Origin of the sequence: Ectopseudomonas alcaliphila (genome assembly GCF_900101755.1) — a bacterium.
GTDB classification, from domain to species: domain Bacteria; phylum Pseudomonadota; class Gammaproteobacteria; order Pseudomonadales; family Pseudomonadaceae; genus Aquipseudomonas; species Aquipseudomonas alcaliphila.
In genome coordinates, this window is record NZ_FNAE01000001.1 from 1394995 (window position 1) to 1417602 (window position 22608).

General features: G+C 65.0%; 18 protein-coding genes. 17 read left to right on the forward strand and 1 reads right to left on the reverse strand.

The genetic code is table 11. From position 1 onward, the window contains the following. The first annotated feature begins 21 nt into the window (after positions 1-21). The 17 genes from purD to ureC all read left to right on the forward strand — a co-directional run bounded on the left by purD (position 22) and on the right by ureC (position 22097). Positions 22-1311 carry a phosphoribosylamine--glycine ligase gene (gene purD / locus BLR77_RS06640; RefSeq protein WP_074676125.1) on the forward strand — a complete coding sequence of 430 codons (1290 nt, stop codon included), beginning with the start codon at positions 22-24 and terminating at the stop codon, positions 1309-1311. 130 nt (positions 1312-1441) lie between these two features. Then, entirely contained in the window at positions 1442-4228 is a 2787-nt protein-coding gene (locus tag BLR77_RS06645) for a hybrid sensor histidine kinase/response regulator (RefSeq protein WP_074676127.1), read from the forward strand. 42 nt (positions 4229-4270) lie between these two features. Continuing rightward, on the forward strand, positions 4271-4867 hold the full coding sequence (locus BLR77_RS06650) for a MarC family protein (protein WP_024306831.1): 597 nt from the start codon (positions 4271-4273) through the stop codon (positions 4865-4867). 293 nt (positions 4868-5160) lie between these two features. Further along, a complete protein-coding gene (gene atzF, locus BLR77_RS06655; protein WP_174578059.1) occupies positions 5161-6969 on the forward strand; it encodes an allophanate hydrolase in 1809 nt (602 codons plus the stop codon). A gap of 14 nt (positions 6970-6983) precedes the next feature. Continuing rightward, positions 6984-10613 (forward strand): urea carboxylase, encoded by a 3630-nt coding sequence (gene uca / locus BLR77_RS06660; RefSeq protein ID WP_074676131.1) that lies wholly within the window; start codon positions 6984-6986, stop codon positions 10611-10613. A gap of 1 nt (position 10614) precedes the next feature. Then, a complete protein-coding gene (locus BLR77_RS06665) occupies positions 10615-11337 on the forward strand; it encodes a GntR family transcriptional regulator (RefSeq protein WP_074676133.1) in 723 nt (240 codons plus the stop codon). A 76-nt stretch (positions 11338-11413) separates the two neighbouring features. Further along, on the forward strand, positions 11414-12679 hold the full coding sequence (gene urtA / locus BLR77_RS06670; RefSeq protein ID WP_017678746.1) for an urea ABC transporter substrate-binding protein: 1266 nt from the start codon (positions 11414-11416) through the stop codon (positions 12677-12679). A gap of 178 nt (positions 12680-12857) precedes the next feature. After that, positions 12858-14426, forward strand: a complete 1569-nt coding sequence (urtB, locus tag BLR77_RS06675) for an urea ABC transporter permease subunit UrtB (RefSeq protein WP_074676135.1) — start codon at positions 12858-12860, stop codon at positions 14424-14426. Positions 14427-14538: 112 nt separating this feature from the next. Next, positions 14539-15624 (forward strand): urea ABC transporter permease subunit UrtC, encoded by a 1086-nt coding sequence (urtC, locus tag BLR77_RS06680; protein WP_074676137.1) that lies wholly within the window; start codon positions 14539-14541, stop codon positions 15622-15624. A 145-nt stretch (positions 15625-15769) separates the two neighbouring features. Next, on the forward strand, positions 15770-16612 hold the full coding sequence (urtD, locus tag BLR77_RS06685; RefSeq protein WP_074676138.1) for an urea ABC transporter ATP-binding protein UrtD: 843 nt from the start codon (positions 15770-15772) through the stop codon (positions 16610-16612). A 109-nt stretch (positions 16613-16721) separates the two neighbouring features. Beyond that, a complete protein-coding gene (gene urtE / locus BLR77_RS06690; RefSeq protein WP_074676139.1) occupies positions 16722-17420 on the forward strand; it encodes an urea ABC transporter ATP-binding subunit UrtE in 699 nt (232 codons plus the stop codon). A gap of 159 nt (positions 17421-17579) precedes the next feature. Next, positions 17580-18416 (forward strand): urease accessory protein UreD, encoded by an 837-nt coding sequence (locus BLR77_RS06695; RefSeq protein WP_074676141.1) that lies wholly within the window; start codon positions 17580-17582, stop codon positions 18414-18416. A gap of 184 nt (positions 18417-18600) precedes the next feature. Beyond that, positions 18601-18903, forward strand: coding sequence for an urease subunit gamma (gene ureA / locus BLR77_RS06700; protein WP_074676143.1), 303 nt, complete (start codon positions 18601-18603; stop codon positions 18901-18903). A gap of 3 nt (positions 18904-18906) precedes the next feature. After that, positions 18907-19416, forward strand: a complete 510-nt coding sequence (locus BLR77_RS06705) for a GNAT family N-acetyltransferase (protein ID WP_074676144.1) — start codon at positions 18907-18909, stop codon at positions 19414-19416. 4 nt (positions 19417-19420) lie between these two features. After that, entirely contained in the window at positions 19421-19951 is a 531-nt protein-coding gene (locus BLR77_RS06710; protein WP_074676146.1) for a GNAT family N-acetyltransferase, read from the forward strand. Continuing rightward, positions 19951-20259, forward strand: a complete 309-nt coding sequence (locus tag BLR77_RS06715) for an urease subunit beta (RefSeq protein ID WP_074676148.1) — start codon at positions 19951-19953, stop codon at positions 20257-20259. The genes BLR77_RS06710 and BLR77_RS06715 overlap by 1 nt, the downstream gene beginning before the upstream one ends. A gap of 137 nt (positions 20260-20396) precedes the next feature. Beyond that, complete coding sequence (gene ureC, locus BLR77_RS06720; RefSeq protein ID WP_074676149.1) at positions 20397-22097, forward strand: urease subunit alpha; 1701 nt, start codon at positions 20397-20399, stop codon at positions 22095-22097. 39 nt (positions 22098-22136) lie between these two features. Here ureC and BLR77_RS06725 read toward each other — a convergent pair whose 3' ends face one another. Further along, positions 22137-22580 (reverse strand): hemerythrin domain-containing protein, encoded by a 444-nt coding sequence (locus BLR77_RS06725; RefSeq protein WP_074676150.1) that lies wholly within the window; start codon positions 22578-22580, stop codon positions 22137-22139. Positions 22581-22608: the final 28 nt, after the last annotated feature.

The window sequence follows — 22608 nt, forward strand, 5'->3', positions numbered from 1 at the left end:
GGAACGATCTAGGAGAATGCAATGAACGTATTGATCATCGGCAGCGGCGGTCGTGAACACGCCCTGGCCTGGAAAGTGGCGCAGGATCCTCGCGTCGAGAAGGTCTTCGTCGCCCCCGGCAATGCCGGCACAGCCGTCGAGCCCAAGTGCGAGAACGTCGCCATCGACGTCCTGGCCATCGAGCAGCTGGCTGATTTTGCCGAGAACAACGTGCAACTGACCATCGTTGGCCCGGAAGCGCCGCTGGTCAAAGGCGTGGTCGACCTGTTCCGCAGCCGCAAACTGGATATCTTCGGCCCCACCGCCGCAGCCGCCCAGCTGGAAGGCTCCAAGGCCTTCACCAAGGATTTCCTGGCGCGCCACAAGATCCCCACCGCCGATTACCAGAACTTCACCGAGATCGAGCCGGCGCTGGCTTACCTGCACGAGAAGGGTGCGCCCATCGTGATCAAGGCCGACGGCCTGGCCGCAGGCAAGGGCGTGATCGTCGCCATGACCCTGCAGGAAGCCGAAGATGCCGTGCGCGACATGCTCGCCGGCAACGCCTTCGGTGAGGCCGGCTCGCGCGTGGTGATCGAGGAATTCCTCGACGGCGAAGAAGCCAGTTTCATCGTCATGGTCGACGGCGAGAACGTGCTGCCGATGGCCACCAGCCAGGACCACAAGCGCGTCGGCGACGGCGACAGCGGCCCGAATACCGGCGGCATGGGCGCCTACTCGCCCGCTCCGGTGGTCACCGCCGAAGTACACAAGCGCGTAATGGACGAGGTGATCTACCCGACCGTGCGCGGCATGGCCAGCGAAGGCAACGTCTACACCGGCTTCCTCTATGCCGGCCTGATGATCGACAAGGCTGGCAAGCCCAAGGTCATCGAGTTCAACTGCCGCTTCGGCGACCCGGAAACCCAGCCGATCATGTGCCGCCTGGAAAGCTCCCTGGTGCTGCTGGTCGAGGCTGCCCTGGCCAAGGCGCTGAACAAGGTCGAAGCCACCTGGGACCCGCGTCCGACCGTGGGCGTGGTGCTGGCCGCCGGCGGCTACCCCGGCGACTACGCCAAGGGCGATGTCATCGAAGGCCTGGATGAAGCCGCTCAGCTCGACGGCAAGGTGTTCCACGCCGGTACCGCACTGAAGGACGGCCAGATCGTCACCGCTGGCGGCCGCGTACTGTGCGCCACTGCGATTGGCGCCAGCGTCGCCGATGCTCAGCAACAGGCCTATCGTCTGGCCGAGAAGATTCGCTGGAACGGCATGTTCCATCGCAACGATATCGGCTACCGGGCCATCGCCCGCGAGCGCGGCGAAGGCTGAGAAACAGGGTGCAGTCCGGCGAAAAAGCCGGCTTCTGCCAGCATCGGGCGGAAAAAATGCCTGACTGCACCATATTCCCCCGAGCAAATGCTTGGCTATAATCCGGCCACTCATTTAGAAGGATTTACCCGTGCGCCGGCTCAGGATTGCCATCGGACTACTCGCCAGCACGCTGCTTCTCGGCCTTGCCCTGACAGCCACTGCGAACACAGCCCAGAGCGGTGCGCACAGCTGGTCCTATCTGGTCGACGCCAGCGCCCGCCTGGGCCTCGAAGAAGTCCGCGCCCAGCGCCAGCAGTTCAAGCCCCTCAGCAAGCAGTCCTTTACCTTTCCCCCCAGTGACCACGCCGTCTGGCTTCGCGCCGAGTTCGCACCGCAGCAGCAACCGGCCTGGCTGTGGATCTTCTCGCCGCGGGTGCAATACCTCGATTACTACCTGCTGAGAGACGGCCAGCTGGAGCAGAACCTGCACACGGGCGAGGCCATGCCGCTGGCTTCGCGACCGCTGCCGTCGCGCTTCTATCTGATGCCTCTGCCCAATGACGGCCAGGCCCGCGTCGCCTACGTCCGCCTGACCTCCAACCACCCGTTGATGACCTGGTTCAAGGTCATGGATCAGGCCGAACTGGTCAGCCTGGAAAAGCCCGCCTACCTCTACGGCATGCTGTTCGGCGCCCTGCTGCTGCTGACCCTGTACAACCTCATCCGCTTCATCTACAGCCGCAGCGCCAGTGGCCTGTGGCTGGCCGGGGTGAATATCGGCCTGGCCGTGTGCTCGTCGGCCAATCTCGGCATCTTCGCGCAATGGCTGCCCAGCCTGGGCTACAACCAGTCACTGATCGCCGACCTCTCCGCGCTGTTTGCCGCCTTCAGCGCCCTGGCCTTCGGCCTGAGCTTCATGCACGGTACGCCCGTGCAGCGCAGCCCGCTCAACCGCCTGCTGCAGGGCAATGCCCTGCTGATACTGGTCTACGCCCTGTGCATCGTCGTCACCGGCCTGTTCTGGTTCAGCTCGCTGGTCTACCTGCTGGTGGCCCTGAGCGCCATCAATCTACTGCTGGTAAGCAGCCGGCACTGGCGCTCCGGTTATCAGCCGGCGCGCCTGATCACCGTCGGCATGCTGGTGTTCAACCTCGGCTTCTGCTTCTTCGTGCCGGTGCTGCTCGGCTTCGATCAGCTCAATCCGGGTTGGCTGGTGCTGGGCGTGTTCAGCGTCGCCACCCTGGCCGGGCTGATTCTCAGCGTTTCGCTGACCGAGCGGCAGCGGCAGATCCAGCGCGACACGCTGGAGGAAAGCACCGCCCTGGCCGCCAGCAGCGCCGAGCTAAAGGCCAAGGCCGAGTTCCTGGCCAAGATCAGCCACGAGATCCGCACGCCGATGAACGGTGTACTGGGCATGACCGAACTGCTGTTGGGCACGCCGCTGTCGGCCAAGCAGCGTGACTACGTGCAGACCATCCACAGCTCGGGCAACGAGCTGCTCACCCTGATCAACGAAATCCTCGACATCTCCAAGCTCGAATCCGGGCAGATCGAACTGGACGACGTGCAGTTCGACCTCGGCGCACTGATCGAGGACTGCCTCGATATCTTCCGCGCCAAGGCCGAGCAGCAACGCGTGGAGCTGATCAGCTTCATTCAGCCGCAGGTGCCACGGGTGATCAGCGGTGACCCGACCCGCCTGCGCCAGGCCCTGCTCAGCCTGCTGGACAACGCCTTCAAGCAGACCGACGAGGGCGAGATTCTGCTGGTCGCTGCGCTGGACAGCAGCGACGGCCAGCACCGCCTGCGCGTCGCCGTGCAGGACAGCGGCCGTCCACTGCTGCCGGAAGAGCGCGACGCCCTGCTCAACGCCGAGCTGCAGAGCCGCGACTTCCTCTCTGCCACCCGCCTGGGCGGGCGCCTCGGCCTGATCATCGCGCGCCAGCTGGTGCGTCTGATGGGGGGCGAGTTCGGCATTCAGGGCAGCGGTAACCAGGGCACGACCCTGTGGCTGACCCTGCCGTTGGACGCTGCCCGCCTGGAGCAGCCGGAAACCGACCTGGACAGCCCGCTGCAAGGTGCACGCCTGCTGGTGGTGGACGATAACGACACCTGTCGCAAGGTGCTGATGCAGCAGTGCAACGCCTGGGGCATGCAGGTCAGCGCCGTGCCCTCCGGCAAGGAGGCCCTGGCCCTGCTGCGCACCAAGGCGCATATGCGCGAGTACTTCGATGCGGTGCTGCTCGATCAGGACATGCCCGGCATGACCGGCATGCAGCTGGCGGCCAAGATCAAGGAAGATCCGAGTCTCAACCACGACATCCTGATCATCATGCTTACCGGCATCAGCAACGCGCCGAGCAAGGTGATCGCGCGCAACGCCGGGATCAAACGCATCCTGGCCAAGCCGGTGGCGGGCTACACGCTCAAGACTACCCTGGCCGACGAACTGGCCCAGCGCCCCAACGACACGCCCGCACAAGCTGCACCGACACCGGTGAGCACGCCGCTGAACGTGCCGACCGACTTCCGCATTCTGGTGGCCGAGGACAACAGCATCTCCACCAAGGTGATTCGCGGCATGCTCGGCAAGCTCAACCTCAAGCCGGACACCGCCAGCAACGGCGAGGAAGCCCTCAGCGCGATGAAGGCGCAGCCCTATGATCTGGTGCTGATGGACTGCGAGATGCCGGTGCTCGATGGCTTCTCCGCCACCGAACAGCTACGTGCCTGGGAAAAGAGCGAGAAGCGTCCGCGCACACCGGTGGTGGCGCTGACCGCGCATATCCTGAGCGAACACAAGGAACGCGCGCGCGCCGTGGGCATGGACGGCCATATGTCCAAGCCGGTGGAGCTGTCGCAGCTGCGCGAGCTGATCGAGCACTGGATCGCCGAGCGCGAACTGCGCCGCCAGCGTGACGCGCTGCCACACTGATAGTCTTATTTACCTTCTCTGCCTTTCTGCGAGCCTGCCGCCATGGCGTCCGAGTTGTTCAGCCTGTACCTGAAGATGCTGGTGCTCTACAGCCCCTTCTTCGTCCTCTCCTGCTTTATCGGCCTCAGTCGCGGCTACACCCTCAAGGAACGCAAGCGCCTGGCCTGGAAGGTGGCGCTGGCCACGCTGATCGCCAGCGTGCTGCTGTACCTGTTCGGCAAACACATCTTCACCCTGTTCGGCATCACCATCGACGCCTTCCGCATCGGCGCGGGCTCGGTGCTGTTCATCTCCGCCCTTGGCATGGCCCAGGGCAAGTCGGCGGTGCAGAGCGACAACGTGCAGCAGGACGTGACCATCGTGCCGCTGACCATCCCCCTGACCGTCGGCCCCGGCACCATCGGCGCCCTGCTGCTGATGGGCGCCAGCCAACCGCACTGGGACGACAAGCTGGTGGCAGTGGCGGCGATCTTCCTCGCCAGCCTCACCGTCGGCGTGGTGCTGTACCTGTCCAACCAGTTCGAGCGCCTGCTCGGCGACCAGGGCCTGCAGATCGTCAGCCGCCTGATGGGCCTGTTCGTCTGCGCCCTGGCCGCACAGATCATCTTCACCGGGGTGAAGAATTACCTGGTGCCGTAAGCCGTAGCGCGCGCCAAACCGTAGGGTGCGCCATGCGCACCAGCCTTTATCGCAGAACGCCGGCGGTGCGCACAGCGCACCCTACATGCCCGCTGCGCTGAACGCACCAGCAGCCCTGAAGCTCTGCACCATCCGCTTGCAGCGCGGCCCCACTGCGGTGCACCCCTCCTCGACAGCGCCCCTGCTCGCAGCACTAAAAATCACCTAACCACATGAAATAAAAGACTTTATAGGAACTGGCATCCTCATTGCTCTAGCGATTCCAACTTGGATACAAGATGGAATCTCGAAGCATGTCCAACGCCCCTATCGCTTTCACCCTCGCGCAGTGGCAACAGGCCTACCGCGACGGCCAATCCCCAGCCGAACTGCTGCACGCCCTGCGCCTGGAACTGCGCGCCGCCGATACCGCCTGGATCGCCCTGGCCAGCGAAGATCAGCTCGATGCCCAGCTCGATGCCCTGGCAAGCGCGCTGGAGGGCGCAGGTGGCGACCTGAGCAAGCTGCCGCTGTACGGCGTGCCCTTCGCCATCAAGGACAATATCGACGCCGCCGACTGGCCCACCACGGCGGCCTGCCCCGAATTCGCCTACCAGGCCCAGGCCGATGCCACCGTGGTCGCCCGCCTGCGCGCCGCCGGCGCCATCCTGATCGGCAAGACCAACCTCGACCAGTTCGCCACCGGCCTGGTCGGCACCCGCTCGCCTCACGGTGCGGTGCCCAACAGCTTCAACCCGGCTTACGTCAGCGGCGGCTCCAGCTCCGGTTCGGCCAGCGTGGTCGCGCGCGGCCTGGTGCCCTTCTCTCTCGGCACCGATACCGCCGGCTCCGGCCGCGTGCCGGCAGGTTTCAACAATATCGTCGGGCTCAAGCCGACCAAGGGCTGGCTGCCCAATACCGGCCTGGTGCCAGCCTGCCGCACCGTCGACTGCATCTCGGTGTTCGCCCTGACCGTCAGCGATGCCCTGGCGGTGGCCAATATCGCCGGCGGCTATGACGCCGCCGATGCCTACAGCCGCCAGAACCCGAACAGCGCCAAGGTCGGCATGCCGGCCAAGCCGCTCCTGGCAGTGCCAGCCAACCCCGAGTTCTTCGGCGACAGGCAGAACCAGGCCGTCTATGAGGCCGCACTGGGCAAACTGCGCGAACTGGGCGCCGAGCTGGTGGAGATCGATTTCTCCCCCTTCCAGCAACTGGCCGAGCAGCTCTACTACGGCCCCTGGGTCGCCGAACGCACCGTCGCGGTGGAAGGTGTGAACCCCGAACACATCAACCCGGTGGTGCGCGGCATCGTCGAAAACGGCCACAAATACAGCGCCTGCGATGCCTACAAGGCCGAGTACATCCGCGCCGAGTTGAGCCGCGTGATCAACGACGCCCTGGCCAGCTTCGACGCCATGGTGGTGCCGACCTCGCCGACCCTGCGCACCCTGGCCGAGATGCAAGCCGAACCCGTGCTGTTCAACAGCCAGTTCGGCACCTACACCAACTTCACCAACCTCGCCGACCTGTGCGCCCTCGCCGTGCCGGCAGGGCTGCGCGACGACGGCCTGCCAGCCGGTATCACCCTGCTCGCCCCGGCCTGGCATGACCAGGCACTGGCCGCCTTCGGTCAGCGCTGGCAGCAGGCCGTCGATCTGCCTCTGGGCGCCACCGGCAAGCCGCTGCCAACGCAAACCGCCAGCGACAAGCCGGCGCCCGGTTGCATCCGTGTCGCCGTGGTCGGCGCGCACCTGACCGGCATGCCGCTGAACTTCCAGCTCACCAGCCGCGATGCCGTGCTGGTGGAGCAGACCACCAGCGCCACGCATTACCGCCTCTATGCCCTGCCCGGCACCGTGCCGCCCAAGCCAGGCCTGGCACGAGTCACCGAGGACGGCGCCGAGATCATCGTCGAGCTGTGGGACGTGCCGCAGGCGCGCTTCGGCGAGTTCGTTGCCGAAATCCCGCCACCGCTGGGCATCGGCAACCTGGAGCTGGCCGACGGCCGCTGGGTCAAGGGCTTTATCTGCGAGCCCTATGCGCTGAATGGCGCGCGTGACATCACCAGCTTTGGTGGTTGGCGCGCCTTTATCGCCAGCCTGCAAACAGCCAAGAACTGAGGAAGGGATAGCCCATGTTCCATACCGTACTGATCGCCAACCGTGGCGAGATCGCCGTCCGCGCCATCCGCACGCTCAAGCGCCTGGGCGTGAAAAGCGTGGCCGTCTACTCCGACGCCGACCGCAACGCCCAGCACGTACGCGACGCCGATATCGCCATCGCCCTGGGCGGCGACAAGCCAGCCGACAGCTACCTGCGTATCGACAAGATTCTCGCCGCTGCGCAGGAAACCGGTGCCCAGGCGATCTACCCCGGTTACGGCTTTCTCTCGGAAAGCGCCGAGTTCGCCGATGCTTGTGAAGCAGCCGGCATCGCCTTTATCGGCCCGACCGGTGAGCAGATTCGCGAGTTCGGCCTCAAGCACCGTGCCCGCGAACTGGCCGCCCTGGCCCAGGTGCCGATGGCGCCAGGCACCGGCCTGCTGCAGAGCCTGGACGAGGTGCTGAGCGCCGCCGACAGCATCGGCTATCCGGTGATGCTCAAGACCACCGCCGGCGGTGGCGGTATCGGCCTGACCCGCTGCAGCGACGCCGTGGCGCTGGCAAGCGCCTATGACAGTGTCAAGCGCATGGGCGAGCAGTTCTTCAGCGATGCCGGAGTATTTCTCGAGCGCTTCGTCGATCAGGCGCGGCATGTCGAAGTGCAGATTTTCGGCGACGGTACCGGCCGCGTCGCCGCCCTCGGCGAGCGCGACTGCTCGCTGCAGCGGCGCAACCAGAAAGTGGTCGAAGAAACCCCGGCGCCGAACTTGCCGCAGACCACCCGCGAGCGCCTGCACGCCGCTGCCGTGCAGCTTGGCGAGTCGGTCAGCTACCGTAGCGCCGGCACCGTGGAATTCATCTACGACGCCGCCCGTGACGACTTCTACTTCCTCGAAGTGAACACCCGCCTGCAGGTCGAGCACCCGGTCACCGAGATGGTCACCGGTCTGGATCTGATCGAGTGCATGCTGCGCGTGGCCGCAGGCGATGCGCTGGATTGGGCCGCGCTGAACCGCGCCCCGCAGGGCGCCGCCATCGAGGTGCGGATCTACGCCGAAGACCCGCTGAAAAACTTCCAGCCCAGCCCAGGCGTGCTCACCGACGTGCATTTCCCGGACGACGTGCGCGTCGATGGCTGGGTCAGCACCGGCAGCGAAGTCTCGGCCTTCTATGATCCGATGATCGCCAAGCTGATCGTGCATGCCGACACACGCGCTGAGGCCATCGCCAAGCTGCAAAAAGCCCTGGGCGAAACCCGCCTGCACGGCATCGCCAGCAACCTCGACTACCTGCGCCAGGTGGTGGCCGACGAACGCTTCGCCCAGGGTGAAGTGTGGACGCGTCTGCTCGACAGCTTCGCCTTCAAGGCCAGCGTCATCGAAGTGCTGGAGCCCGGCACCTACTCCAGCGTGCAGGACTATCCTGGCCGCCTGGGTTACTGGGATATCGGCGTGCCGCCGTCCGGGCCGATGGACGATTTCGCCTTCCGCCTGGCCAACCGCATCGTCGGTAACGCCGCCGAAGCTGCCGGCCTGGAATTCACTCTGCAAGGCCCGACCCTGCGTTTTCACAGCGATGCACTGATCGCCCTGACCGGCGCCGACTGCCCGGCCACCCTGGACGATACGCCGGTGGCCTACTGGCAGCCAGTCGAGGTCAAGGCCGGCCAGGTGCTAAAACTGGGCCGCGCCGTCAACGGTTGCCGCACCTACCTGGCCGTACGTAATGGCCTGGACGTGCCGCTGTACCTGGGCAGCCGCTCCACCTTCGCCCTTGGCCAGTTCGGCGGGCATGCCGGGCGCACCCTGCGCACCGCCGACATGCTGGCCATCGCCCAGCCCGAGTTGCCCGCCTGCACCACGCCAGCGCCAGTCGCGCCGCCGCAGGCGGCTCACCCGAGCCTGATCCCCAGCTACGGCACCACCTGGAACATCGGCGTGCTCTATGGCCCGCACGGCGCGCCGGACTTCTTCACCGCTGAAGCCATCGAGGAATTCTTCGCCGCCGAATGGGAGGTGCACTACAACTCCAACCGTCTCGGCGTGCGCCTGTCCGGCCCGAAACCGAGCTGGGCGCGTGCCGACGGCGGCGAAGCCGGCCTGCACCCGTCCAACGTGCATGACTGCGAATACGCCATCGGCTCGATCAACTTCACCGGCGACTTCCCGGTGATCCTGACCAAGGACGGCCCCAGCCTCGGCGGTTTCGTCTGCCCGGTGACCATCGCCAAGGCCGAGCTGTGGAAGGTCGGCCAGGTCAAGCCCGGCGACAAGCTGCGCTTTCACCCCATCGGTTTCCAGCAGGCGCAGAGCCTGGAGCAGGCGCAACTGGGCAGCATCGAAGCCCTGGCCGCGATCAGCGCGGTGACCCTGCCGGCGCCATCGCTGCAACCCGACACCACGGTTTCCGCCACCGTGCTGGCCGAGCTGCCGGCCGAGGGCAGCCGCCCGCGTGCGGTGTATCGCCAGGCCGGCGACGCCTACATCCTGCTGGAGTATGGCGACAACGTGCTGGATCTGGCCCTGCGCCTGCGCGTGCATCTGCTGATGGAAGCGCTCAAGGCCGAGCCGCTGCGTGGCCTGGAAGAGCTGGCCCCCGGCGTGCGTTCGCTGCAACTGCGCTACGACAGCCGCGTGCTGCACCAGCGCACCCTGCTCGAACACCTGCTGCGCCTGGAGCGCCAGCTTGGCGATGTCGCCGAGCTCAAGGTGCCGACCCGCATCGTCCACCTACCCATGGCCTTCGAGGACAGCGCAACGCTGGCCGCCGTCGAGCGCTACCGCGAAACCGTGCGCAGCGAGGCGCCCTGGCTGCCGAACAACGTCGACTTCATCCAGCGCGCCAATGGCCTGGCCAGCCGCGATCAGGTCCGCGACATCCTGTTCGACGCCAGCTACCTGATCCTCGGCCTCGGCGACGTCTACCTCGACGCGCCCTGCGCCGTACCGCTGGACCCGCGCCATCGCCTGCTCAGCTCCAAATACAACCCGGCGCGCACCTTCACCGCCGAAGGCACCGTGGGCATCGGCGGCATGTACATGTGCATCTATGGCATGGACTCTCCCGGCGGCTATCAACTGGTGGGTCGCACTCTGCCGATCTGGAACAAGTACGTGAAGAACGCCCAGTTCGAGAATGGCCAGCCCTGGCTGCTGCGCTTCTTCGATCAGGTGCGCTTCTACCCGGTCAGCGAGGCCGAGCTGGATGAGTTCCGCGAAGCCTTCCGCGAGGGCCGCGCGCAGATCCGCATCGAGCAAACCGAGTTCGACTTTGCCGCCTACAACCGCTTCATCGCCGACAACGCCGCCGATATCGCCGCGTTCCAGAACAAACAGAAAGCCGCATTCGACGCCGAGGTCGAGCTGTGGAAGGACGACGATCCGAGCACCGCACAAGCGCTGACCAGCACGAGCCATGATGACGCCGATCTGGACGGCCATCTGGTCGCCGCCGAGATGAGCGGCAGCGTGTGGAAAGTGCTGGTCGAACCCGGCCAGCATGTGGAGGCCGGCACGCCGCTGCTGGTGGTGGAGGCGATGAAGATGGAACTGGCGGTGACCGCCCCGGTGGCCGGCACGGTCAAGTCGCTGCGCTGCGCCCCCGGCAAGGCGGTGACGCCGGGCGATACCCTACTCCTGCTGACCCCTAACGAGGCGGCCTGAGATGCAACTGGTCAGCCCGGCCAAGCGCGGCAAGGAGCGCCCGGAGAATCTCGCCGAGCGCATCTACCTGCAGCTCAAGGACGACATCTTCGAGTTCCGCCTGCTGCCCGGTGATCGCTTCAGCGAAGGCGAGATCGCCGAGCGCATGGCCGCCAGCCGCACGCCGGTGCGCCAGGCGCTGTATCGCCTGGAGCGCGAGGGCTATCTGGAGGTGTATTTCCGCAGCGGCTGGCAGGTCAAGCCGTTCGACTTCGCTCACTTCGAGGAGCTCTACGAAGTGCGCATCGTCCTCGAACTGGAAGCGGTCAAGCGCCTGTGCGAACGCCCCAATGACGAGCTACCAGATGCACTGGAACAGTTGCGTCGCACCTGGATGGTGCAACCCGAGGAGCGTCTGCAGGACGGCCGCGAAGTCTCGCGTCTGGACGAGCGTTTTCACTGCCAACTGGTGGAAGCCGCCGGCAATCGCGAGATGGCCCGGCTGCATGCGCAAATCAGCGAAAAAATCCGAATTATCAGGCGTCTGGACTTCACCCAGGGGCCGCGCGTGGCGCTCACCTACGAGGAACACGCACGCATCCTCGGCGCGATCCTGTCGCGTCGCTGCGAAGAGGCACAGCTATTGCTCAAGACCCACATAGAGGTCAGCAAAGCGGAAGTGCGCAAGATCACCCTGCACATGCTGCACAGCGCCCGGCAACGGGCACTGCCGGCGCAAAGGTGACGTAAACGACCTTTGAATCACTGCCACCAATAACAACGCTGTCCACTTACTCACAATTGTGAATGGAGATCGCACCATGCAACGTCGCAGCCTGATCAAGGCCTTTACCCTTTCCGCTTCCATCGCCGCCATGGGCCTGAGCTGGTCCATCCAGGCCGCCGAGACCATCAAGGTCGGCGTCCTGCACTCGCTGTCCGGCACCATGGCCATTTCCGAAACCTCGCTCAAAGACATGGCGTTGATGACCATCGACGAGATCAACGCCAAGGGCGGTGTGCTCGGCAAGCAGCTCGAAGCGGTGGTGGTCGACCCGGCCTCCAACTGGCCGCTGTTCGCCGAGCGTGGCCGCCAGCTGCTGACCCAGGACAAGGTCGCGGTGACCTTCGGCTGCTGGACCTCGGTATCGCGCAAATCCGTGCTGCCGGTCTATGAAGAGCTCAACGGCCTGCTGTTCTACCCGGTGCAGTACGAGGGCGAAGAGATGTCGCCGAACGTGTTCTACACCGGTGCAGCGCCAAACCAGCAGGCCATCCCGGCGGTGGAATACCTGCTCAGCGAAGACGGCGGCGCCGCCAAGCGCTTCTTCCTGCTCGGCACCGACTACGTCTACCCGCGCACCACCAACAAGATCCTGCGCGCCTTCCTCAACAGCAAGGGCATCGCCGACAAGGACATCGAAGAGGTCTACACCCCCTTCGGCCACAGCGACTATCAAACCATCGTCGCCAACATCAAGAAGTTCTCCGCTGGCGGCAAGACCGCCGTGGTCTCCACCGTGAACGGCGACTCCAACGTGCCGTTCTACAAGGAACTGGCCAACCAGGGCCTGGAAGCCACCGAAGTGCCGGTGGTGGCCTTCTCCGTGGGTGAAGAAGAACTGCGCGGCATCGACACCAAGCCGCTGGTCGGTCACCTGGCGGCCTGGAACTACTTCCAGTCCGTGGAGAACCCGGTCAACGAGAAGTTCGTCGCCGACTGGAAGGCCTACGCCAAGGCCAAGAAGCTGCCGAACGCCGACACCGTGGTGACCAACGACCCGATGGAAGCCACCTACGTGGGCATCCACATGTGGGCGCAAGCGGTCGAGAAAGCCGGCACCACTGATGTCGACAAGGTCCGTGAAGCCATGGCTGGCCAGGAGTTCGCCGCACCGAGCGGCTTCACCCTGAAGATGGACGAGAAGAACCACCACCTGCACAAGCCGGTGATGATCGGCGAAATCCAGGAAGACGGTCAGTTCTCCGTGGTCTGGGAAACCGACGGCCCGGTTCGCGCCCAGCCCTGGAGCCCCTTCATCGAAGGCAACGACAAGAAAGCCGATACCCCGGTGAAGTCGAACTAAGGCAAAAGCCCCCTCTCCCTAACCCTCTCCCATAAATGGGAGAGGGGACTAGTACGGTGTTTCAACGACACACCGAGTCGCTTGTCTCCCCTCTCCCGCTTGCGGGAGAGGGGCCGGGGGAGAGGGCAGCCGTGGCCCGGATGCAATCCGGGAAGACCGCTACGCCAAGGACACCCTTATGCCCACTGCCCTTACCCGAATTCTTCTGAGCCTGCTGCTGTTGCTGCCTCTAGCGGCGCAGGCTGGCGAGGCCGACGATTTCGTCGCTGCCAACGCCAGCAAGCAGGCCAAACTGCTGCAGGACTGGGCCGCCGCGCCCACAGCCGAGCGCATGCCACTGCTGCAGGCCCTGCAGCAAGGCCGCGTCGGCAGCGATGCCGACAAACGCGCCTTCATCGAACAGGCTGGCACCTGGCAAGCTGCCGATGGCGCAACCGAAGCCAACGGTACGCCGCGCAAACTGCGCCTGAACAACCGCCTGCGCGGCCTGATCGCCTTTGCCGTGGCCAGCCATCAATTGCTCGATGACGATGCTGCCGTGCGCCTCGCTGCCGCCAAGCAACTGCAACGCAATACGCCGCCGGCATTGCTGCCGCTGCTGGAAAATCGTCTGAGCGCAGAAGCTGACGAAACCGTGCGCGACGCCATCACCCTGGCCCTGGCCAACCTGCAGCTGGAAGCCAGCGACCCTGCCGTGCGCCTGGCCGCCGTGGAGCGCCTGGGCAAGACCGGCGACCCGCTGGCCCGCACGCGCCTGCAAAGCCTGCTCGATGGCGAGGAAAGCGATAGCGCCGTGCGCGCCGCCGCCGAACAGAGCCTGGCCCAGGTGAAGAACAAACTGCTGATCGGCGAACTGCTCGGCCAGGCCTTCAGTGGCCTGTCGCTGGGTTCGATCCTGCTGCTGGCCGCCCTCGGCCTGGCCATCACCTTCGGCCTGCTCGGGGTAATCAACATGGCTCACGGCGAGATGCTGATGCTCGGTGCCTACACCACCTACGTGGTGCAGCTGAGCTTCCAGCGCCTGGCCCCCGAACACCTCACGCTCTACCCGCTGGCCGCGCTGCCCATCGCCTTCCTGGTCACCGCCTGTATCGGCATGTCCCTCGAACGCACGGTGATCCGCCATCTCTACGGCCGCCCGCTGGAAACCCTGCTGGCCACCTGGGGCATCAGCCTGATTCTGATTCAACTGGTGCGCGTCACCTTCGGCGCGCAGAACGTCGAAGTGGCCAACCCGGCATGGCTGTCCGGCGGCGTGCAGGTGCTGCCGAACCTGGTGCTGCCCTACAACCGCATCGTCATCATCGGTTTCGCGCTGTTTGTTGTAGCCCTTACATGGTTGTTGCTGAACAAGACGCGCCTGGGCCTGAACGTGCGTGCGGTGACACAGAACCGCAACATGGCCGCCTGCTGCGGCGTACCCACCGGGCGCGTGGACATGCTCGCCTTCGGCCTCGGCTCGGGCATCGCCGGCCTCGGCGGTGTGGCCCTGAGCCAGATCGGCAACGTCGGTCCGGACCTCGGTCAGAGCTACATCATCGACTCCTTCCTGGTGGTGGTACTCGGCGGCGTCGGCCAACTGGCCGGTAGCGTGCTGGCGGCTTTCGGCCTCGGCGTGGTGAACAAATTCCTCGAGCCGCAGATCGGTGCGGTGCTCGGCAAGATTCTCATCCTCGCGTTGATCATTCTGTTCATCCAGAAACGTCCGCAAGGCCTTTTCGCCTTGAAAGGCCGGGTAATCGATTGATGAGCGCGCCCTCGACCGTAGGGCGGGTGAAACCCGCCACATCTACCGAACGCCATCGCTGCAGCGGCGGGTTGCACCCGCCCTACGGAAATAAAAGACGAGTGATCGACTGATGAACGCGATAAACCAAACGCTGCTGGCCCGCGCCAGCGCCAAACTCGGCCCGCAGGTATCCATCGCCATTGGCCTGCTGGTGCTGGCAGTGCTGCTGGCCATGCCGCTGCTGCACCTGCTGCCGGCCGACCATGCCCTGCACGTCTCGGCATACAGCCTGACGCTGGTGGGCAAGATCCTCTGCTACGCCATCGTCGCCCTGGCGCTGGACCTGGTCTGGGGCTACGCCGGCATGCTGTCGCTGGGCCACGGCCTGTTCTTCGCCCTCGGCGGCTACGCCATGGGCATGTACCTGATGCGCCAGTCGGCGGGTGATGGGCTGCCGGCCTTTATGAGTTTCCTGGCCTGGAACGAGCTGCCATGGTACTGGTACGGCACCTCCAGCTTCCTCTGGGCGCTGTGCCTGGTGGTGCTGGCGCCCGGCTTGCTCGCCCTGGTGTTCGGTTTCTTCGCCTTCCGCTCGCGGATCAAGGGCGTGTACTTCTCGATCATGACCCAGGCGCTGACCTTCGCCGGCATGCTCTTGTTCTTCCGTAACGAAACCGGCTTCGGCGGCAACAACGGCTTTACCGGCTTCACCCGCATCCTCGGCTTCGACATCACCGCGCAGGGCACACGCGCCGCGCTGTTTTTCGCCACCGTGGTGCTGCTGGTGGGTAGCCTGTACCTGGGCTTTCGCCTGGCGCGCAGCAAGTTCGGCCGCGTGCTGACCGCCCTGCGTGACGCCGAGAACCGCCTAATGTTCTGCGGCTACGACCCACGCGGCTACAAGCTGTTCATCTGGGTGCTCTCCGCCGTGTTGTGCGGCCTGGCTGGCGCGCTGTACGTGCCGCAGGTGGGCATCATCAACCCCAGCGAAATGGCGCCAACGCAGTCCATCGAGGCCGCCGTATGGGTCGCCCTCGGTGGTCGCGGCACGCTGATCGGCCCGCTGCTGGGTGCAGGCCTGGTCAACGGCATGAAGAGCTGGTTCACCGTGGCCTTCCCGGAATACTGGCTGTTCGCCCTGGGCGCGCTGTTTATCGTCGTTACCCTGTTCCTGCCAAGAGGCGTCGTCGGTCTATTGCGGAGGAAGTCATCATGATCGCTACTGCGCTTTCCATCTGCGGCGTTGCGCGGTGCTCGCTCCTCACCGTACCCACTCGTACTGCTTCGTCGCTGCGCGCCGTGCGCCTTGCAGCTGAAAATGCTCGCGACGCGCTCCTGACGACTTCCACGGAGAAGGATCAATGAAAGCCACTCCGGTACCTGAAACCATGCTCGAAGCCGCCTTCGACCCCACCGGCCTGGCGCTGGACACCGGCAAGAACGTCGGCAAGGGCGTCAACGTCCGTCACGGCACCATCCTCACCCTGGAAGACATCAACGTCAGCTTCGATGGCTTCAAGGCACTGACCAACCTGACCCTGTACATCGGCGTCGGCGAGCTGCGCTGCATCATCGGCCCCAACGGCGCCGGCAAGACCACCATGATGGACGTGATCACCGGCAAGACCCGCCCGGACAACGGTGTCGCCTACTTCGGCGAGCAGTACGACCTGACCAGCATGAGTGAGGTGCAGATCGCCCAGGCCGGCATCGGCCGCAAGTTCCAGAAGCCCACGGTGTTCGAAGCACTCTCCGTGTTCGAGAACCTGGAACTGGCGCAAAAGACCAACAAGTCGGTATGGGCCAGCCTGCGCGCCAGGCTCAGCGGCGAGCAGAAGGATCGTATCGAGGAAGTGCTGACTACCATCCGCCTGGAAGCTTCGCGCAACCGCCCGGCCGGCCTGCTCTCCCACGGTCAGAAGCAGTTCCTTGAGATCGGCATGCTGCTGATGCAGGAGCCGCACCTGCTGCTGCTCGACGAGCCGGTGGCAGGCATGACCGACGCCGAAACCGAGTTCACTGCCGAACTGTTCAAGTCCCTGGCACGCAAGCACTCGCTGATGGTGGTGGAGCACGACATGGGCTTCGTCGGCAGCATCGCCGACCACGTCACCGTGCTGCACCAGGGCAGCGTGCTGGCCGAAGGCTCGCTGGAGCAGGTACAGAACGACGAGCGGGTGATCGAGGTTTATCTGGGTCGCTAACGCATACCTGTGGGAGGGGCTTTAGCCGCGAGCTCTTAAAGATCAGAAGCATCGCGGCTAATCGGTTCGCCGCCCGGCCCCTCCCACAAAACGAATAAAGGACATCGACATGCTGCAAGTCCAACAACTCCACCAGTATTACGGCGGCAGCCACATCCTCCGTGGCCTGTCGTTCGATGTGAAAGTCGGCGAGGTCACCTGCCTGCTCGGCCGCAACGGCGTGGGCAAGACCACCCTGCTCAAGTGCCTGATGGGCCTGATCCCGGCCAAGGACGGCCATGTGCAATGGGAAGGCAAGGCCATCACCGGATTCAAACCGCACCAGCGCGTGCATGCCGGCATCGCCTACGTGCCGCAGGGGCGCGAGATCTTCGGCCGCCTGACGGTGGAAGAGAACCTGCTGATGGGCCTGTCACGCTTTCCCGGCAGCCAGGCCAAGGCCGTGCCGGAGTTCATCTACGAGCTGTTCCCGGTGCTGCGCGAGATGAAGCATCGTCGCGGTGGCGACCTCTCCGGCGGCCAGCAACAACAGCTGGCCATCGGTCGCGCCCTGGCCAGCCAGCCGCGCCTGCTGATCCTCGACGAACCCACCGAGGGCATCCAACCTTCGGTGATCAAGGAGATCGGTGCGGTGATTCGTAAATTAGCGGAGCGCGGCGATATGGCCATCCTGCTGGTGGAGCAGTTCTACGACTTCGCTGCCGAACTGGCCGATCAGTACCTGGTGATGAGCCGTGGCGAAATCGTCCAGCAGGGCCGTGGCGAGAACATGGAAGCCGAAGGTGTGCGCGGCTTGGTGGCGATCTGACGAGCGCTGATCCGCCTTGTGGGAGGGGCTTTAGCCGCGACAGCTCCGTGCGTCTGCGTGGATGGCAATGGCGACCAGCGCACCACGCACCGATTTGGTTCGAGGCACGCCTCTTGCTTGCCCACTCGGTCAACTATCCTGCGGAACCCCTGCCTTGCCATGAATCTGCCTGCCGCTCTGTTCACGCCAAGCTGGCCCGCCGAGCTGGAGCTGGCCTACGCGCGCCAGGGCGAGCGCACCACTCCAGTGCGGCGGCGCCATCTTGGCCCCCTTAGGGTGCAGAAGCACCTGTACGCCGAAGGCCCGGAGGTTTGCCAGCACATCATCGTCCACCCACCCGGCGGCATCGCTGGCGGTGACACGCTGGACATCTCGGCCCAGGCCGGCGAGCGCACCTGGGTGCAGCTCACCAGCCCCGGAGCCGCCAAGTGGTACCGCGCAGCCGGTGTCGCCCGGCAGAACCTGCGCCTGAGCGTCGAGGCTGGCGCCACACTGGAGTGGCTACCACAGGAAACCATCATTTACGCCGGCGCTCAGGCCGAGCTACACACACAGATCGAGTTGCACGGCGACGCCCGCCTGTTCTACTGGGATATCGTCGCCCTCGGCCGCCCCGCCGCCGACGAGCGTTTTGCCAGCGGCCACTTCCAGGCCGCGCTGGATATCCGCCACGACGGCAAGCTGCTCTGGCACGAGCGCCAGCGTGTAGCTGGTGACGACGGCCTGCTCGACTCGCCCATCGGCCTCGACGGCCAGCCGGTGTTCGCCACCCTGCTGGTCAGCGGCGAGGTGGACAGCGAGCTGCTGGAGCGCTGCCGTGAATTGAAGATCGACGGCGTGCGTGGTGACCTCAGCCAGCTCGCGGGCCTGCTGGTTGCGCGCTGCCTGGCCAGCGAGGCGCTGAAGGCACGGGCCTGGCTGATCGCCCTGTGGTACCTGCTGCGCCCGGCCCTGCTGGGGCGCGAGGCAGTGCCACCCCGAATCTGGAATACCTGAGCACAACGAACATGTAGGAGCCGGCTTGCCGGCGATCAGCAGAGGCCTAATCGCCAGCAAGCCGGTCCTACAGATTGCAGTACAGCCACGCCAGAGTGGAACAGCGCACCCCGCTTTCCACCAGGCGCCCGAAGCACTATTGCGGACACGGCACTGCCTTGCCCGTACCACGACTGGAGCCGTCATGGATTTGTCACCACGCGAAAAAGACAAGCTGTTGATCTTCACCGCCGGCCTGGTGGCCGAGCGCCGCCTGGCGCGGGGGGTGAAGCTGAATTATCCGGAGGCCATGGCCTATATCTCCGCCGCCCTGCTCGAGGGCGCGCGCGACGGCCAGACGGTTGCCGAGCTGATGCACTTCGGCACCACCCTGCTGACTCGCGAGCAGGTGATGGAAGGCGTACCGGAGATGATCCCGGAAATCCAGATCGAGGCCACCTTTCCTGACGGCACCAAGCTGGTCACCGTCCACCAACCGATTGCGTGACTTATGAGTTATTCGATAGCGAATGCCAGCGAAGCCGACCTGCCCGGCATCCTGGCCATCTACAACGACGCCGTGGAGTTCACCACGGCGATCTGGAACGAGACGCTGGTGGACCTGGCCAACCGTCGCGCCTGGCTGGCAGAACGCACGGCGGCGGGCTTCCCGGTGCTGGTGGCACGCGATGCAGACGGCGAGGTGCTCGGCTACGCCAGCTACGGCACCTGGCGCACCATCGAAGGTTTTCGCCAGACCGTCGAGCATTCGGTCTACGTGCACGCCGACCAACGCGGCAAGGGGCTCGGCCCGGTGCTGATGCAGGCGCTGATCGAACGCGCCCGCGAAGCCCGCCTGCACGTCATGGTCGCCGCCATCGAGTCGGAGAACGCCGCCTCGATCCGCCTGCACCAGCGCCTCGGTTTCGTCATCACCGGGCAGATGCCTCAGGTCGGCCGCAAGTTCGGGCGCTGGCTGGATCTGACCTTCATGCAACTGATCCTCGGCGCCAAGGAGTAATGCCATGGCCGTAACGCTGCAGCGACTCGACAGTGGCAGCTTCGACGACTACCGCGAAGGCTTGATCGTCCTACTGCTCGATGCAGTCAAGGATGGCGCGTCGCTGGGCTTTCTTGCCGACCTCGACGAACGAGGCGCCGCTGACTATTTCACCCAGGTACATGCGGGCATGGCAGACGGTTCGCTGCTGCTCTGGGTAGCCCATGAGCAGGGCCACGTACTGGGCAGCGTGCAGCTCAGCCTGTGTCAGAAGCCCAACGGGCTGAACCGCGCGGAGATTCAGAAACTGCTGGTACTCAGCACAGCGCGCCGCAGGGGCATCGCCCGTCTGTTGATGCAGGCCGTCGAGCAGGAAGCAACGACCCGCAAGCGCGGCCTGCTCTACCTCGATACCGAGGCCGGCAGCGACGCTGAACAGCTTTATCGCCACTTGGACTACCAGTGCATTGGTGGTCTACCCGATTACGCCTGCGGCCCGGACGGCATCTACCGGGCCAACGCCATCTACTACAAGACGCTTGCGAGGCCCAACTGATGATTCCCGGCGAATACCAGATTGCCGACGGCGAGATCGAGCTCAACGCCGGTCGCCGCACCCTGACCTTATCCGTAGCCAACAGCGGCGACCGGCCGATCCAGGTCGGCTCGCACTACCACTTCTTCGAGACCAACGATGCGCTGCTGTTCGACCGCGCGGCCGCGCGCGGCATGCGTCTGAACATCCCGGCCGGTACCGCCGTGCGTTTCGAGCCTGGGCAGAGCCGTGAGGTGGAGCTGGTCGACCTAGCTGGCAAGCGCCGCGTATTCGGCTTCGCCGGCCGGGTGATGGGCGACCTGGATTGAGGTGACGCTTGTAGGAGCGGCTTTAGCCGCGATAACGGTTTCGCGGCTAAAGCCGCTCCTACAGAAGAACCACAGCTCCTCATCCCCTGACAGACAGACAAACACACGCCAGCCTTCGCGCCACAAGGGAAGCGAATATGAAGATCAGCAGACAAGCCTACGCCGACATGTTCGGCCCCACCGTCGGCGACAAGGTGCGCCTGGCCGATACCGATCTGTGGATCGAAGTCGAGCAGGACTTCACCACCTACGGTGAAGAAGTGAAATTCGGCGGCGGCAAGGTGATCCGCGACGGCATGGGCCAGGGTCAGCTGTGCGCCGCCGACGTGGTCGACACCCTGATCACCAACGCACTGATCATCGACCACTGGGGCATCGTCAAGGCCGACGTCGGCCTCAAGGACGGACGCATCGCAGCCATCGGCAAGGCTGGCAACCCGGACATTCAGCCGGACGTCACGATTGCAATTGGCGCCGGCACCGAGGTGATCGCCGGTGAAGGCATGATCCTCACCGCCGGCGGCATCGACACCCATATCCACTTCATCTGCCCGCAACAGATCGAAGAGGCGCTGATGAGCGGCGTCACCACCATGATCGGTGGCGGCACAGGACCTGCCACCGGTACCAACGCCACCACCTGTACCTCCGGGCCCTGGCATATGGCGCGCATGCTACAGGCCGCCGATGCCTTCCCGATGAACCTGGGCTTCACCGGCAAGGGCAACGCCTCGCTGCCGGAGCCCCTGATCGAGCAGGTCAAGGCCGGCGCCATTGGCCTGAAGCTGCATGAGGACTGGGGCACCACCCCGGCAGCCATCGACAACTGCCTGTCGGTCGCCGATCAGTACGACGTGCAGGTGGCGATCCATACCGACACGCTGAACGAGTCCGGCTTCGTCGAGACCACTCTCGGCGCGTTCAAGGGCCGCACCATCCACACCTACCACACGGAGGGTGCCGGCGGCGGCCATGCGCCAGATATCATCAAGGCGTGTGGGTTCCCGAATGTGCTGCCCAGCTCGACCAACCCGACCCGGCCCTTCACCCGCAACACCATCGACGAACACCTGGACATGCTGATGGTCTGCCACCACCTCGACCCGAGCATCGCCGAGGACGTGGCCTTCGCCGAAAGCCGCATCCGCCGCGAGACTATCGCTGCCGAAGACATCCTGCATGACCTCGGCGCGTTCTCGATGATCAGCTCCGACAGCCAGGCCATGGGCCGCGTCGGCGAGGTGATCACTCGTACCTGGCAGACCGCCGACAAGATGAAACAGCAGCGCGGCCCGCTGCCCGAGGACGTACCGGGCAACGACAACTTCCGCGCCAAGCGCTACATCGCCAAGTACACCATCAACCCCGCCATCACCCACGGCATCAGCCATGAAGTGGGCTCCATCGAAGTGGGCAAGTGGGCCGACCTGGTGCTCTGGCGCCCGGCCTTCTTTGGGGTCAAGCCGACACTGATCCTCAAGGGCGGCGCCATCGCCGCCAGCCTGATGGGCGATGCCAACGCCTCGATCCCGACGCCACAGCCGGTGCACTACCGACCGATGTTCGCCAGCTACGGCGGCAGTCGCCATGCCACCAGCATCACCTTTATCAGCCAGGCCGCGTTCGACGCCGGCGTGCCCGAAGAGCTCGGTCTGAAGAAGAAGATCGGCGTGGTCAAGGGTTGCCGCGAGGTGCGCAAGACCGGCCTGATCCATAACGGCTACCTGCCGAACATCGAGGTCGACCCGCAGAACTATCAGGTCAGGGCCGATGGCCAGCTACTCTGGTGCGAGCCGGCCGAGGTGCTGCCGATGGCGCAGCGTTACTTCCTGTTCTGACGCAATAGCCGGGCGTTACGCCCGGCTCTCATTGGTCTATCAGGACGCCTGCTTCATCTCGCCATAGGCATTGAGATAATCACCGGCCAGCTGCTGCTTCTCCTTGTCGCGAAGCAGTTTGCCGGCCATCTGGAAGAAGGTGTGTTCTTCCTCCTTGAGATGGTGCTCGACCTTCTCCGCCAGCGCCTTGGCTTGCGCCAGCCAGCTCGGGCTGCTGGGGTCGGTTTCTTCCAGGCCCTCGATCATTTCATCCATCTCGTGATGCTCGGCAATCGCGTGGCGCGAAAGATCGACGCCGGCGTCCTGCTGCATCAGGGGGATATAGAAATGGCGTTCCTCGGCCACCGAATGCACGGTCAGCTCCTGCTTGAGCTGAGAGAACAGCGCGTGGCGCTCGGCGCTGTCGCCCTGGGTGGCGATCAGTTTCTGCGCCAGTTCGCGCTGGATGTCGTGGCTGATGCGCAAGGCTTCGAAAATCGTCATGCAGGCACCTCTTCCTGAGTCACGGTTG

Bases quoted from the DNA above. Each gene is read 5' to 3' on its own strand.
- purD (WP_074676125.1), top strand. From the start codon at position 22: ATGAACGTATTGATCATCGGCAGCGGCGGTCGTGAACACGCCCTGGCC.
- BLR77_RS06650 (WP_024306831.1), top strand. From the start codon at position 4,271: ATGGCGTCCGAGTTGTTCAGCCTGTACCTGAAGATGCTGGTGCTCTAC.
- atzF (WP_174578059.1), top strand. From the start codon at position 5,161: ATGTCCAACGCCCCTATCGCTTTCACCCTCGCGCAGTGGCAACAGGCC.
- uca (WP_074676131.1), top strand. From the start codon at position 6,984: ATGTTCCATACCGTACTGATCGCCAACCGTGGCGAGATCGCCGTCCGC.
- BLR77_RS06665 (WP_074676133.1), top strand. From the start codon at position 10,615: ATGCAACTGGTCAGCCCGGCCAAGCGCGGCAAGGAGCGCCCGGAGAAT.
- urtA (WP_017678746.1), top strand. From the start codon at position 11,414: ATGCAACGTCGCAGCCTGATCAAGGCCTTTACCCTTTCCGCTTCCATC.
- urtB (WP_074676135.1), top strand. From the start codon at position 12,858: ATGCCCACTGCCCTTACCCGAATTCTTCTGAGCCTGCTGCTGTTGCTG.
- urtC (WP_074676137.1), top strand. From the start codon at position 14,539: ATGAACGCGATAAACCAAACGCTGCTGGCCCGCGCCAGCGCCAAACTC.
- urtD (WP_074676138.1), top strand. From the start codon at position 15,770: ATGAAAGCCACTCCGGTACCTGAAACCATGCTCGAAGCCGCCTTCGAC.
- urtE (WP_074676139.1), top strand. From the start codon at position 16,722: ATGCTGCAAGTCCAACAACTCCACCAGTATTACGGCGGCAGCCACATC.
- BLR77_RS06695 (WP_074676141.1), top strand. From the start codon at position 17,580: ATGAATCTGCCTGCCGCTCTGTTCACGCCAAGCTGGCCCGCCGAGCTG.
- ureA (WP_074676143.1), top strand. From the start codon at position 18,601: ATGGATTTGTCACCACGCGAAAAAGACAAGCTGTTGATCTTCACCGCC.
- BLR77_RS06705 (WP_074676144.1), top strand. From the start codon at position 18,907: ATGAGTTATTCGATAGCGAATGCCAGCGAAGCCGACCTGCCCGGCATC.
- BLR77_RS06710 (WP_074676146.1), top strand. From the start codon at position 19,421: ATGGCCGTAACGCTGCAGCGACTCGACAGTGGCAGCTTCGACGACTAC.
- BLR77_RS06715 (WP_074676148.1), top strand. From the start codon at position 19,951: ATGATTCCCGGCGAATACCAGATTGCCGACGGCGAGATCGAGCTCAAC.
- ureC (WP_074676149.1), top strand. From the start codon at position 20,397: ATGAAGATCAGCAGACAAGCCTACGCCGACATGTTCGGCCCCACCGTC.
- BLR77_RS06725 (WP_074676150.1), bottom strand. From the start codon at position 22,580: ATGACGATTTTCGAAGCCTTGCGCATCAGCCACGACATCCAGCGCGAA.